This is a genomic window from Streptomyces sp. RPT161 (genome assembly GCF_027533845.1).
Lineage (GTDB): Bacteria > Actinomycetota > Actinomycetes > Streptomycetales > Streptomycetaceae > Streptantibioticus_A > Streptantibioticus_A silvisoli_A.
This window is the reverse complement of record NZ_JAPZVN010000002.1, coordinates 472,931-485,406: the sequence shown is the minus strand read 5'-3', so window position 1 is coordinate 485,406 and position 12,476 is coordinate 472,931. Positions and strand designations below refer to the sequence as shown.

The 12,476-nt window shown below is 72.5% G+C and carries 11 protein-coding genes and 2 riboswitches; of the genes, 3 read left to right on the top strand and 8 right to left on the bottom strand.

The window, feature by feature from the left end:
* Nucleotides 1-51: 51 nt before the first annotated feature.
* Nucleotides 52-1,176, top strand: a complete 1,125-nt coding sequence (locus tag O5O46_RS06830; protein ID WP_269854330.1) for a mannosyltransferase family protein — start codon at nucleotides 52-54, stop codon at nucleotides 1,174-1,176.
* Here the strand turns inward: O5O46_RS06830 and O5O46_RS06825 are convergent.
* The 6 genes from O5O46_RS06825 to O5O46_RS06800 all read right to left on the bottom strand — a co-directional run bounded on the left by O5O46_RS06825 (nucleotide 1,164) and on the right by O5O46_RS06800 (nucleotide 8,211).
* A complete protein-coding gene (locus O5O46_RS06825) occupies nucleotides 1,164-2,309 on the bottom strand; it encodes a M48 family metalloprotease (RefSeq protein WP_269854329.1) in 1,146 nt (381 codons plus the stop codon). The two genes, O5O46_RS06830 and O5O46_RS06825, sit on opposite strands and share 13 nt — an antisense overlap.
* On the bottom strand, nucleotides 2,306-3,529 hold the full coding sequence (locus O5O46_RS06820; protein WP_269854328.1) for a hypothetical protein: 1,224 nt from the start codon (nucleotides 3,527-3,529) through the stop codon (nucleotides 2,306-2,308). Before O5O46_RS06820 ends, O5O46_RS06825 begins: the two co-directional genes overlap by 4 nt.
* Before the next feature lie 86 nt (nucleotides 3,530-3,615).
* Entirely contained in the window at nucleotides 3,616-4,698 is a 1,083-nt protein-coding gene (locus tag O5O46_RS06815) for a C40 family peptidase (protein WP_269854327.1), read from the bottom strand.
* A gap of 262 nt (nucleotides 4,699-4,960) precedes the next feature.
* A complete protein-coding gene (locus tag O5O46_RS06810) occupies nucleotides 4,961-5,986 on the bottom strand; it encodes a C40 family peptidase (RefSeq protein ID WP_269854326.1) in 1,026 nt (341 codons plus the stop codon).
* A 10-nt stretch (nucleotides 5,987-5,996) separates the two neighbouring features.
* Nucleotides 5,997-6,149: riboswitch (cyclic di-AMP (ydaO/yuaA leader) on the bottom strand.
* A 381-nt stretch (nucleotides 6,150-6,530) separates the two neighbouring features.
* Entirely contained in the window at nucleotides 6,531-7,895 is a 1,365-nt protein-coding gene (locus O5O46_RS06805; protein WP_443072411.1) for an NYN domain-containing protein, read from the bottom strand.
* A 61-nt stretch (nucleotides 7,896-7,956) separates the two neighbouring features.
* The gene (locus O5O46_RS06800; RefSeq protein WP_269854325.1) at nucleotides 7,957-8,211 is read right to left on the bottom strand and encodes a hypothetical protein; all 255 of its coding nucleotides are present in this window, start codon (nucleotides 8,209-8,211) and stop codon (nucleotides 7,957-7,959) included.
* 186 nt (nucleotides 8,212-8,397) lie between these two features.
* Here O5O46_RS06800 and O5O46_RS06795 point away from each other — a divergent pair, with 186 nt between their 5' ends.
* Together O5O46_RS06795 and O5O46_RS06790 are read left to right on the top strand one after the other, a co-directional pair.
* Entirely contained in the window at nucleotides 8,398-9,204 is an 807-nt protein-coding gene (locus O5O46_RS06795; RefSeq protein WP_269854324.1) for a rhomboid family intramembrane serine protease, read from the top strand.
* A gap of 39 nt (nucleotides 9,205-9,243) precedes the next feature.
* Nucleotides 9,244-9,525 (top strand): Lrp/AsnC family transcriptional regulator, encoded by a 282-nt coding sequence (locus tag O5O46_RS06790; RefSeq protein WP_269854323.1) that lies wholly within the window; start codon nucleotides 9,244-9,246, stop codon nucleotides 9,523-9,525.
* A 4-nt stretch (nucleotides 9,526-9,529) separates the two neighbouring features.
* Here O5O46_RS06790 and O5O46_RS06785 read toward each other — a convergent pair whose 3' ends face one another.
* Both O5O46_RS06785 and trpD read right to left on the bottom strand, forming a co-directional pair.
* Nucleotides 9,530-10,894, bottom strand: coding sequence for an aminotransferase class V-fold PLP-dependent enzyme (locus O5O46_RS06785; RefSeq protein ID WP_269854322.1), 1,365 nt, complete (start codon nucleotides 10,892-10,894; stop codon nucleotides 9,530-9,532).
* A gap of 138 nt (nucleotides 10,895-11,032) precedes the next feature.
* Nucleotides 11,033-11,149: riboswitch (SAM riboswitch) on the bottom strand.
* A gap of 82 nt (nucleotides 11,150-11,231) precedes the next feature.
* Nucleotides 11,232-12,296: an anthranilate phosphoribosyltransferase gene (trpD, locus tag O5O46_RS06780; protein ID WP_269854321.1), complete on the bottom strand. Its 1,065-nt coding sequence runs from the start codon at nucleotides 12,294-12,296 to the stop codon at nucleotides 11,232-11,234.
* Between the last annotated feature and the right edge of the window lie 180 nt (nucleotides 12,297-12,476).

Here is a 12,476-nt window from a genome sequence, read left to right as displayed (position 1 = left end):
TCCGTGCCGCGCCCGGCGAGGAACGACAGCGACACCGCGCTTTCCGCAACCGTGTCGCGGACCGCCGGCCGGCTGCTGAGTGAGGCCGGTCCCGCGCTCGCCGTGTGGGCGGGCGCGGCGCTGCTGCAACTGCTGATGCTGTGGTGGCTGAGCACCCGTCCGGACTGGCTGCACGCCGCGCTGACGTCGTGGGACAACGAGTGGTACGTGTCGATCGCCGAGCAGGGCTATCCGCACTCGTTCAGCTACGACGCCAACGGCCAGCTGACCGGCAACACGCTGGCGTTCTTCCCGCTCTACCCGCTGCTGATCAAGGTGGTGGCGGCGGTCACCGGCCTCAGCGGGCAGAGCGCGTCCCTCGCTGTAGCCTGGCTGGCCTCGGCGGGCGCGGCGGTGGCCGTGTACCGGCTGGGGCTCCGGCTGTACGGGGAGCGCGTGGCGCTGTGCCTGGTGCTGCTGGTGTTCACCCAGCCGATGGCCATCATCTTGTGGATCGGCTACAGCGAGAGCCTGTTCCTGCTGCTGGCGGCGTGCTGTCTGCTCGCCGCGCACCGCAGGGCGTGGCTGACGGCGGGCGTGCTGGCGCTGCTGGCCGGGCTGGCCAGGTCGACCGGGGCCGCCGTGGCGCTGGCGCTGGCGGTCGCCGCGCTGCCGCCGATGTGGCGGCAGCGGCGGATCGACTGGCGGGCGGTGTCGGGGGTGGCCGTCGGCCTGCTGGGCGTACCGCTGTACCTGGCGTGGGTGGGGCTACGGCTCGGCAGACTGGACGCCTGGATGGTGATACAGCAGGCAGGCTGGCACACCGCCTGGGACTGGGGGTACGCCACCTGGCAGTTCCTCGCCGACACCCTGCAACGCGGCCACGACTGGGTTCCGGTGGTCACCGCGGTGCTGCTGGTGGCGCTGGCGGCGGCGAGCGTGACCGCGGTGCTGCGGCGGCCGTGGCCGCCGTTGGCGGTCTACGGGCTGCTGGTGTTCGCGCTCACCGTGGGGCAGACCAACTACTACCACTCCAAGCTGCGGCTGCTGGTGCCCGCGATGCTCGCCCTGGTGCCGCTGGCCCGGGCGTTCGCGAAGGCGGGGGTGCGCTCGGCGGCGCCCGCGGCGGCGGTGTTCGCGCTGTTCGGCACCTGGTTCGGCGCGTACATGCTGACCAACTGGATCTACGCGATCTGAGCCCGCTGGTAGTCCCGTGCGGCGGCGATGCGCTGCACCGCCGTCGGATGGGTGCCGAACAGCAGGTGCAGCGCCCTGGGCGGATCCGGGTCGGCCACGTTGGCGACCGTCAGCCGGCGCTGCATCGCGATGAACTCCTCCGGATCCCCGGTCAGTCGCAGGGCGTGCCGGTCCGCGCGCCGCTCCACCCGGCGGGTGAGCGCACAGCCGACCGGCCCGGCGAGCGCCGAGCCCAGCGCCGCCAACGCGGCCAGCAGCGCCATCGACCGCGGGTCGGCGAACCGGTGCACACCGGCCGCCGCCAGCAGCGGTGACCACTGCGCCAGTACGGCCAGCAGGCACACCCCGAGTGCCGCGCCCAGCGCGCCCAGCAGTGTGCCGCGCGGTACGTCCCGGTGCTTGACGTGGCCGAGTTCATGCGCCGCGACCAGTTCGACCTCCCGAGGCCGGGCGGTGGCCAGCAGCGTGTCGTAGACGACGATGCGACGCGTACGGCCGAAGCCGGACACATAGGCGTTGAGCGCGGTGGTACGCCGGGAGGCGTCGGCGACCAGCACCTCGCGCACGGCGATCCGGTCGCGGGCGGCCAGGGCCAGCAGCGCTTCGCGCAGCGGCCCGGGTTCCATCGGCGTGAACCGGTTGAACACCGGCTCCAGCAGCACCGGCGCCAGCCACGACAGCACCACCGCCGCAAGGCCCGCGGCCCCCGCGGCCCAGGCCCACCACCATCGGGTGGCCCCCGCCAGCGCGTAGACCCCGAACAGCGCGGCCAGGGCCAGCGGTGCGCCGATCAGCAGCCCGCGCGCCCGGTCGGCGACCCAGCCCGGCCAGCCCTGGGTCACCAGGCCGAACCGCTGGCGCACCACCCGTACCCGGGCGGCGAACGGCAGCTCCACCGCCTCCGAGGCGAGCAGCAGCGCGAGTCCGCCGAGCAGCACCCGGGCGCTCCAGGCGCCGCCGAACGGCCGTGCCACCGCCGTCACCAGGGCCGCGCCGACCGGCGTCAGCCCGAGCACCAGCAGCAACGCCAGCGACACCACTCGCCCGGCGAGCAGCGGTGGCCACTGCGCCCGGCGCAGCGCGCGACCGCGGGCGATCTCCTCGGCGGAGAAGTCCGGCTGCTCGCCGCTCATCCCAACTCCCTTGCCACATAGGTCTGCCAGCGGGCAGTGAACTGGTCCAGGCCCACACCCAGCGTGCCGCGCAGCGCGGCGTCGGCGGACTCGCGGCCCGCCGCCCGGTACAGCCGCACCAGTGCCCCGCTCCCCCACTGCTCAGCGACCATCCGGCAGGCCAGCCAGGCGCCCTCGTAGGCCTGCGGCAGGCCGCTGTTGGCACTGCCGAAGTCCGCGTTGGACGGCAGTTGTCGCGGCTGCCGTCCGGCCCGCACGTCGGCCCGCAGCTCGGCGGCCACCTGCTGTACGGGCTGGCCGGTACCGGTGTTGCCCACCCACTCGGCGAAGCCCTCGGTCAGCCACAGCGGGGTGTTCGGGGTGGTCGCGGTGCGGGTGGCCACATGGGTCAACTCGTGGGTGAGCACGACGCGTCGGCCCAGCGGGCTCAGTCCGGAGAAGGCCTGCGGGTTGACGATGACCCGGTCGGCGGGTGCGCTGCCGTTGCCGTGCAGTTCGGCGGTGGTCACCGCGGCGATCCCCTGGTACGCCGAGGGCTGGGCACCCAGCAGGGCGGCCATGTCGGCTTCGGTGGGCGGGACTTCGACGATCGCCCTGCCCGGCCACTCGCCCCGCCAGGCGTTCTGGACGACGGGCACGGCCGCGTCGGCGAGGTCCGCGTACCCGGTGAGCCGCTGTGCGTCGCCCTGGCCGAGTACCAGGCTGCGCCGCCCGGCGACCACGGTGAGGCTGCCCTGGTCCCAGGGCTGGACGGTGGTGTGCCGGCCCGCGGGTTCGCCGTCGGTCTGCGCGGCCACGTACCAGTGGCCGCCGCGTTCGGTCATCGTCAGATACGCCACCGAGGAGACCGGCGCGGTGTCGTAGCCGCGCAGCGTGTACTCCAGCTCCACCTGTGCGGCGACCCGCCGTTGGGCGTCCGACTCACTGGTGAGCGGGAAGGCGTCGGTGCGTTGGAGGCGGTACGACCAGGAGCCGACCGGCAGCTTGACCAGGTTGCCGAACACCTGGCGCTGCGAGTCCCGGAACCCGGTGGCCGTGGGGTCGACGCTCGCCAGGAACGCCGCCTCGTCGTGCCGCAGTACGGCGCGCGCCCGTGCGTCGAGCACCGCCCGTACGGCCCGGTCGACGTCCGTCGGGCTCCCCCCGGCGCCGCAACCGGCCAGCACTGCCAGGGCCACCAGGGCGGCAGCCAGCCGGAACCACATCCACCGCGACGGCACGCCTCGATCCTACGGTCGGCGCAACCGGAGCATCACGGGCCCGCACCGGCGCCCCTGGCCGCCGCCGACCCGGCGGGAGCGGCCCGTCAGGGTCGGACGACGGCCGCCACCGGCATCATGTTGACCGGGTCGTAGCGGACCCGCGCGCCCGGATAGGGGGCGTGGATGACCTTGCCGCCGCCCACGTACATGCCCACGTGGCTGGCGTCGCTGCGGTAGATGACCAGGTCGCCGGGGCGGGCCTGGGACAGCGGGACGTGGTGTCCCGCGGACAGCTGCTCCTGGGAGGTGCGCGGCAGGGTTATGCCCGCGTGCTGGTAGGCCCAGTACATCAGCCCCGAGCAGTCGAAGGCGCCCGGTCCGGTGCTGCCCCAGGCGTACGGCGAGCCGATGGCGGCCCTGGCCGCGGCGACCGCCTCGGACGCCCGGCCGTCCAGCGGCCCGAGGTCCGCAAGGGCCGCCACCCCGTCCGGAGCGGAACCGGAAGCGGAACCCGAAGTGGAATCCGGCCCCGGGCTGCCGGTGCGGTTGTCCGCGGCGGGTCCGAAGCCGATCGCGTCCCGCTGGGTGGCGGGCAGCGCGGCGAGCAGCCGTTGCGCCTCGGCCAGCTTGCCCTGCACGGTCTTCTTGTGCTCCTCCAGGGTGCGGCGCAGCCGGTCCAGTTCGGCGAGCTTGGTGGCGGCCTGGTCGTGCTCCTGGGCGAGGATCCGCTGGGCGTCCTGCAACGCGCGCAGTTGCTCGGCCCGGCGGCTGTCGATGCGGTCCAACGTGGCGGCCCGGTCGAGGTAGTCGCCGGGGTCGGAGGAGAGCAGCAGGGCCAGCGCCGGATCGACGCCGCCGTCCCGGTACTGGGCGCCCGCGACCTTGCCGAGCGCGTCCCGCATCCGGTTGACCGCGTCCTGGCCGCGGGCGAGTTCGCTGCGCAGGTTCTCCAACTCGCCGCGCAACCGGGCGGCCCGCTCCTGGGCGGCGTCGTACTTCTCGGTGGCCTGCTCCGCCTGCTGGTACAGCCCGTCCACCCGCGACTTCACCTCGTCGGGGCTGTCCTGCGGCGCGGCGCCCGCCGGAGCGGTGGCGGACACCGCCGCGGCCATGGCGGCCGCGGAGAGCACCGTGAACCGGGTGGCCCGCGCCAGACCCGGCCGCGTAGGACGGCGATGGATCGCCATGGGGGCCGCACCTCCTTCTGTGCCGGGCAGACAGTAGCGTCGCCGTCACAGTCGGTTCAAAACACCGGTGCCCACCGAAAATTGACGCCGCGTCGGATTCGCAGGTCACCGGCCCCGTAGGGGCTCGGCGCGACACTTCATGTCACCCGTCCGGCGCACTTTCGCCGCGCGGCCCGCGGCCACCCGTGGAGGTGATCCGGGTACGCGAAGGGCCCCGCTCGGATGAACGGGGCCCTTCGGTGTTGCCTTGGCGAGGTGACGGTCAGCCGCCGACCCGGACGCCGAACTGGAACGGCATGTCGTTGATCGACTCGAACCGCACGCTGGCACCGGTGTGCGGGGCGTGCAGCACCATGCCGTTGCCCGCGTACAGGCCGACGTGGTGCAGGTCGCCGTAGAACAGCACCAGGTCGCCGGGCTGGAGCTGGTCCATGCTGAGGTGCGGGCCGATGTTGGCCTGGTCCCAGGTGGTGCGGGGTATGGACACACCCGCCTGCGCGTACGCCCAGGAGGTCAGGCCGGAGCAGTCGAAGGAGCTGGGGCCGGTGGCGCCCCAGACGTACGGTGCGCCGATGACGCCCTCCGCGGCGGCCAACGCGGCGGCGGCGCGCTGCGAGGCGGCCGGGGAGTTGCCGAGGTTGGGGCGCTGGGTGTCACGGCTGGCCCGGTTGCTCTGGTCGATGCTGGCGCGCTGCTGCGCGGTGAGCGAGTTGAGCAGGTCCTGCGCCTTGGACAGCTTGTCCTGGACGTCCTTCTTCTTCTGCTCGAGCTGCGTCTGGGTGCTGTCCAGCTGGGCGAGCTTGGAGGCCGCCTCGGTGCGCTCCTGGTCCAGGACGCGCTTTTGCTCCTCGATCTGCTTGAGCTCGTCGGCCTGCTTGCCGCTCAACTGGTCGAGCGTGGAGGCCTTGTCGAGGAAGTCGCTGGGGTTGGAGGAGAGGAACAGCTGGACCGACGGGTCGATGCCGCCGTTGCGGTACTGGGAGGCGGCGAGCGTCCCGATGTTGTCCACCAGCTTGTTCAGCGTGGCCTGCTCGCGGGCCACCTTGTTCTGCAGGTCGTTGACCTGCTGCTGCAGCTGGTCGTGCTGCGCCTTGACCCCGTCGTACTGCTGGGTGGCCGTCTCCGCCTGCTGGTTCAGGTCGTCCACCTGGGACTTGACGTCCGAAGTACTCGGCTTGGGGTCGGCGTTGGCCGCCTGCGTGGAGAGGGCGACGGCTGCCGCGGCGGTCGCGGTGAGCACGGTCACGCGAGTGCGACTGGCGGGCTTGGGACGACGGTGGGACGCCACGGAGGCGAGCTCCTTCTTCCTGCGGCCGCCTACCGGGTGAGCTGTCGGGTTCGGGCCGGAAGTAGCCCTACGAGGTCTCACCGCGTCCTGGTCGACGCGACCTGACCCCGATTCACCCCGGGAACGGTGGTTCCCCGGCTCCGAGCGTCGGCATCCCCCGTCATACGTACCGGCGCGTCGAACTCGGCGGTAACCCCCACTGCCATCCGGGCTGGATGATCGACTGCGCGGAGGTTCGAGCCCTGACCCTAGTAACCAGGTTGTGATCCGTTCAAATCCTCACGGGAAAAAAGTTGGCCAGCAGACGAGTTCTTTACGGACACCGCACCGCCGGTGACCGCCAATTGACCCAACGTCTAGGGACATTGCACCGGAAACCGGCCGTACCGACTTTCTGTGATGTGCGCCACAAAAATGCGCCGGACCGTCGGCGCACCATCCAACCGGCCCACAGAAAAGCCGCCTTGAATAGCGCAAGCCCCAAAAACGGACTTCCCCGGCGCAATTGGCGAGTCCGGGAAATTCGCGCGGATCCGTCGTCCGGTCAGCCGCGGGCGAGTCTGCGCAGCAGCAGCGTGGAGGACACCGGCCGTGCTCCGGCCTTGGCCACCCCGTCGGCCACCTCACGGTCCGCGGAGACCACCACCACCGGGCGGCCCGGGGGCTCGGCCCGTACCAGCCGCCGGATCAACTCGTCGGCGGTCTCACCGGGTTTGCTGAACAGCACCCGCACCCCGCGCGGTGGCGCCAGCAGCACCGGCGCCGCCAGCTCGGCCCCGTCGAAGACACAGGTGACCTCGGCACCGGTCTGCGCGGCGAGCACGGCGAGGCCGCCCAGCAGCCGCAGCCGCTGCTTCTCCAACGGCAGCGTCGGGTAACCGGTCTTGGTGACGTTGTAGCCGTCCACCACCACATGTGCCTGGGGCAGCGCCAGCAACTGGTCGAGCAGGGCCGGATCGTCCTCGGACAGCGCGCGTCGGGCCACGTCCCTGGGGTTGATCGCACCGGGCGCCACCGCCTCCACGGTGTCCGCCGGCCGCCCGAAGACCGGCGGCAGCGCCAGTTCGCGGCGGATTCCCTGGGCGGCGTCCAGCACGGTGTCCAGCAGCAGGCGCAGCCGCATGTCCTCCACGCTGCGCCCCTCGCGCACCGCGCGCCGACTGGCCTCCAGCGCGGACTCGGCCTCGGTCAGCCGGGCCCGCAGCCTGCGGGTCTCGCCCTCGGCGGCGGCCAGCTCCGCGGCGGCCGCGGCGCGGGCCTGCGCGGCCTCGGTCTCGGCCTTGCGCAGAGCGGCCTGGCCGCGGCGCAGGTCGCTGGTGACGCTGCGCAGCTTGCGTTGCAGCGATTCGGCCTCCCTGCGGGCCGTCTCCAGCTCGGCGCGGGCGGCCTGCACCTCGGTCTGGGTGGCCCCGCGCAGCCGGGCCAGCTCCGCCTTGACCTGCTGTAGCTCGCGTGCGGTCTCCGCGCCGACCTGGTCGGCGTGGGCGCGCTGGGCTTCCTCACCCGCGGCGGCGACGAGTTTGGGCCAGCCCGCGGGACGCAGCAGATAGGCGGCCGCCGCGACGTCGATCGGATCGGCGGCGGGCGGCGGGGTGCCCGCCTCCAGCGCGGCGGCCAGTTCCGGCTGGCCCTCACGCAGCCGTCCGGCGATGCGCTGCCGGAACACCGGGTCGGTCTCCAGGGCGGCGGCCAGCGCGTTCCCGGCGAACTTGGCACGGCGGGAGGGAGTGAAGCGGGCGTACTGCCGCAGCTGGGCGGGGAGTTCCGCCGGGGTCAGCGAGCCGAAGGCCTCGGCCGCTATCGAGACCACCCGGTGGCGCACCCCTTCGGGCAGCGGCCGGTCGAGCGGCTCGTCAAACCCGGCGGCGCCCTCCGGTTCCGCCTGCGGATTGCCGCCCGTACGCTCCACCAGTCACTCCCGTCAGTATCCACCCCCGTCGTACGTCCTCATTGTCCCCGCCCGGGGCGGGTCAGACCTGCCCTGGCTCCGCGCCGGGGGCCGGGCGGTCCACCAGTTCGACCTGGTCGGCGGCGCTGCACCAACGACAGCGCACCGATTCCACCGTCTCGCTGAGCACCTCGCGCTCCTCCACCCTCGGTTCGCCGGCCAGGTCCAGGTGGACGTACTCGACGACCCGGCTGGAGCGGGTGACGTCGAACCGGGTGAGGTTGCCGCACAGCGTGCAGCGCCATCTGGTGCTGGCCGTCGGCAGTGGCACCGGCATCTGTCGTCCTCTTCTCAGCTCTTGGCCGGGCTCACGACGGGCACGGCCAGGTCGGCCTGGCTCAAAGAATGCGGTTGCGCTGCGGGCAACCCTACGGCCTAGCGGCTCGCCCGCGCTGCGGGTGTACGGCAGGCCGTCCGGCGAGGCGGCCTATGCCCGTTAGACCCGTTCCGCCATGATCGGCCTATGCCCGCGCTCCGCCCCGTCACACAGTTCCTGGGCCAGGCCACACACCGGCTGGGGCGTCCGCTGCCGGTGGTCACCTACACGGTCATCGGACTGTGCGTGGTGGTCTTCGTGATCGGCCCGATCTCCGGCCTGGACCCCGCGTACGGCTCCGGGCAGGCGCAGCTGTGCGCGCAGGCGCTGTACTTCGACCGCTGGGGGGTGATCCCCAGCGAGCTGTGGCACGGCCCGCTGCACACCGCCACCCTGGGGCTGCCGCCCGGCTGCCACGTACCACCGGGGCGGGTGAAGGTGCCGATACTGTCGGTGCTGACCGCGCTGTTCGTGCACGGCGGCTGGCCGCACCTGCTGGGCAACATGCTGTTCCTGGCGGTCTTCGGCGCCGGGGTGGAGCGGCGGATGGGGCGCTGGCGGTACGCCCTGTTCTATCTGGCGGCCGGGTACCTGGCCACGTTCGGCTACGCGCTCGGCCACGCCCGTTCCGCGCAGACGCTGGTGGGCGCCTCCGGGGCCATCGCGGGGGTGCTCGGCGGCTATCTCTACCTGTACCCGAAGGCTCGGGTGACCAGCCTCTTCCCGTTCCTGATGGGGCTGCCGCTGCGCTTTCCCGCCTGGCTGGTGCTGGGTTTCTGGTTCGCGCTCCAGTGGCTGTCGACCCGGATTCCGCAGCACGGTCCCGGGGTCGCCTACCTCGCCCACGTAATCGGGTTCGCGTTCGGGTTCCTGTGTACGTGGGTGTGGTTCCGGTTCCGGGGGTCGGGCGCCGGGGGCCACCGCCGCGTCCAGGATCCGCCGCACAGCCCCTAAGCTGACCGCACAGGCCGCGACCCGAGGAGACAGTCAGCCGTGATCACCGCGATCGTGCTCATCAAGACCGACGTCGACCGTATCCCCGAGATCGCCGAGTCGATCGCCGCGTTGGAGCACGTGAGCGAGGTCTACTCGGTGACCGGCACCTACGACCTGGTGGCGATGGTGCGGGTGGCCCGGCACGACGACCTCGCGGACGTCATCCCGGGCCGGATCAGCAAGATCCCCGGGGTCGCCGCCACCGACACCCACGTGGCGTTCCGCACCTACTCCCAGCACGACCTGGAGGCGGCGTTCGCCATCGGCCTGGAGGGCTGACCGGTCAGCCGCGGTCCGGCACGCAACGGCCGTCCTCGGTGCGGTAGTTCCACTTCGCACCGTCCCTGACCAGTTCCGCCACCGCGCCGAGGAAACGCTCCACGTGCTCGTCGGGGGTACCGGCGCCGAAGCTGACCCGGATGGCGTTGAGCGAGCGCTCGCCCGGCTCCGCCTCCGGCGCACCGCACTCCCCCACCGCGTCCGGCTCACCGCCGAGCAGCGTACGCACCAGGGGGTGCGCGCAGAACAGCCCGTCGCGGACTCCGATGCCGTACTCCGCGGAGAGTGCGGCGGCGAAGTGCGAGCTGTTCCAGCCCTCCACCACGAACGAGATCACGCCCACCCGCGGGGCCTGCTCGCCGAACAGCGAGAGCACCTTGACCTGCGGGATCTCCGCCAGCCCGGACAGCACCCGGGAGACCAGCGCCTGCTCGCGGGCGACCAGCGCACCGAACCCGGCCTCGGTCAGCGCCCGGCAGGCGGAGGCGATGGCGTACACCCCGATCACGTTCGGCGAACCGGCCTCGTGCCGGGCGGCCGTGCTGTGCCATTCGACGTCCACCGCGCCGTCGGCGCGCCGGGCGACCCTCCTGCTGGCACCGCCGCCCGCCAGGTACGGCTCGGCGGCCTGCAACCAGTCGGCGCGTCCGGCCAACACCCCGGCGCCGAACGGCGCGTAGAGCTTGTGCCCGGAGAACGCGACGTAGTCCACGTCCAACCCGGCGATGTCCACCGGGTGGTGGGGGGCGAGCTGTGCGGCGTCTAGCACGATACGGGCGCCGTGCGCGTGCGCGGCGGCGGCCAGTTCGCGTACCGGCCACAGTTCACCGGTGACGTTGGAGGCGCCGGTCACACAGACCAGGGCAGGGCCGTACGGGGCGCGGTCGGCGAGCGCCCGCTCCAGGGTGTCGACCGCCTCGCGCGGGGTGCGGGGGGCGTTGAGGTAAGTGACCTCGCCGTCGCGCCAGGGCAGCAGCGAGGCGTGGTGCTCGGTCTCGAAGACGAACACCCGGGTGCCGGGCGGCAGTACGGCCGCGAGCAGGTTGAGCGAGTCGGTGGTGGAGCGGGTGAAGACGAGTTGGTCGTCCGGGCGGCAGCCGAGGAACTCCGCGACGGTTGTCCGGCTTTGCTCAAAAAGGTCGGTGGACAACTGGGACAGATATCCCGCGCCCCGGTGCACGCTGCCGTAGTACGGCGCGTATCCGGCCACGTCGTCCCATACCCGCTGCAACGCGGGAGCGCTGGCCGCGTAATCCAGTGCGGCATAGGTGACCTCGCCCCCGGTCACCAGGGGAACGAGTACATCACGCCCGAGAACGGGCAGCGGGGCACAAATGGTCTGTTCGACGGCAGAGTTGAGCACGGACATGGCGAAATCTCCCTGGCGGGCAAGCGGCGGCACGAGGCAGAAGCCTCGGGGAAATGGGAAAAAGGGGCCGACAGGCCCTATCGCATTCGCTTGCTCACAAAAACTCCCACGATAACCAGGACCCCCTGGATTCGCGAGGGTCCGCGCTTGCCGTAGACCTCGCTGCCTACGGCCTGGTCATCACCCGGGGCACCCCGCCACGGACGGAGGGTTGCCGGACAGCAAGCCGGGGCATTTTCGCTGTCACTCGTGACCTTGGGCAGGAGTGTAGCAGCACGTGATCCCTGGGGGCTCCGCCCTCCCACAGGAGGCAGGGGGCGGAACCGCAGGAGGACCTCTAGCTGTTGCTGGCCGCCACCCAGCGGTCGAGGGCGGCCTGGGCGGCGCCCGAGTCGATGGACTGCGCGGCACGCCGCATGGCCGCGGCGATGCTGTCCGTCAAGGGACCCTCGCCCGGCGAGAGGGCGACGAGGGCCGCGGCGGAGTTGAGCAGTACCGCGTCCCTGACGGGACCCCGCTCACCCGCCAGCACACGCCGCGCGACCTCCGCGTTGTACGCGGGGTCCGCGCCCCGCAGTGCCTCGACCGGAACGAGGTCGAGGCCGACGTCCCGGGGGTCGAACGGGACCTGGTCGACCTTGCCGTCCCGTACCACCCACACCTGCGAGGTCGCGGTGGTGGTGAGCTCGTCGAGCCCGTCGTCGCCGCGGAAGACCAGCGCGGAGGAGCCCCGGTCGGCCAGTACGCCCGCCAGGATCGGCGCCATGCGCGCGTCGGCGACACCGGTCGCCTGGGCCCGTACCCGGGCCGGATTGGTCAGCGGACCGAGGAAGTTGAACGCGGTGGGGATGCCCAACTCCCGCCTGGCACGGGCCACATGGCGCAGCGCGGGATGGAACTTCACGGCGAAGCAGAACGTGATGCCCGCCTCCTGCGCGACCTCGGCCACCCGCTGCGGCGACAGCTCCAGATTGACGCCGAGCCGCTCCAGCACGTCGGAGGCCCCGCTGGCGGAGGAGGCGGAACGGTTGCCGTGCTTGACCACCTTCGCCCCCGTACCGGCCACCACGATCGCCGACATGGTCGAGATGTTGACCGTCTTGGCCCGGTCCCCGCCGGTGCCGACGATGTCCACCGAGGGGCCCGGCACCTCGATGAGCCTGGCGTGCTCGTACATCGTCCGAACGATCCCGGAGACCTCGTCGACCGTCTCGCCCTTGGCACGTAGTGCCACCGCGAACCCGGCGATCTGGGCGTCGCTCGCCTCGCCGCTCATGATCCGGTCCATCGCCCACGCGGTGTCGTCCGAGGACAGGTCCCGGCCGGCCAGCAGGTCGCTCAGCACGTCCGGCCAGCTGCGCGCCGCCACGGTCTCGCCTCCGGCTGGGGTCTGGGCGTTCATGGTCCACGCTCCTGGCGGTCGACGCTCTGGCTTCCGGTACGTTCCCGGCACCCCTGAGCCTATCGGCGTGCCGAGGCCGCACGGGCACCGCGCCCGCACTGCGGACACCCCGGGACGTGCCGGGAAACGCCAGGACCCCGGCCCGGTCCCTGTGGCGGGGACCGGACCGGGGTCCTGGTC

Excerpts from the sequence above, each read along its gene's own strand:
- O5O46_RS06825 (WP_269854329.1), bottom strand. The coding sequence starts at position 2,309 with ATGAGCGGCGAGCAGCCGGACTTCTCCGCCGAGGAGATCGCCCGCGGT.
- O5O46_RS06815 (WP_269854327.1), bottom strand. The coding sequence starts at position 4,698 with ATGGCGATCCATCGCCGTCCTACGCGGCCGGGTCTGGCGCGGGCCACC.
- O5O46_RS06800 (WP_269854325.1), bottom strand. The coding sequence starts at position 8,211 with ATGCCGGTGCCACTGCCGACGGCCAGCACCAGATGGCGCTGCACGCTG.
- O5O46_RS06795 (WP_269854324.1), top strand. The coding sequence starts at position 8,398 with ATGCCCGCGCTCCGCCCCGTCACACAGTTCCTGGGCCAGGCCACACAC.
- O5O46_RS06785 (WP_269854322.1), bottom strand. The coding sequence starts at position 10,894 with ATGTCCGTGCTCAACTCTGCCGTCGAACAGACCATTTGTGCCCCGCTG.
- trpD (WP_269854321.1), bottom strand. The coding sequence starts at position 12,296 with ATGAACGCCCAGACCCCAGCCGGAGGCGAGACCGTGGCGGCGCGCAGC.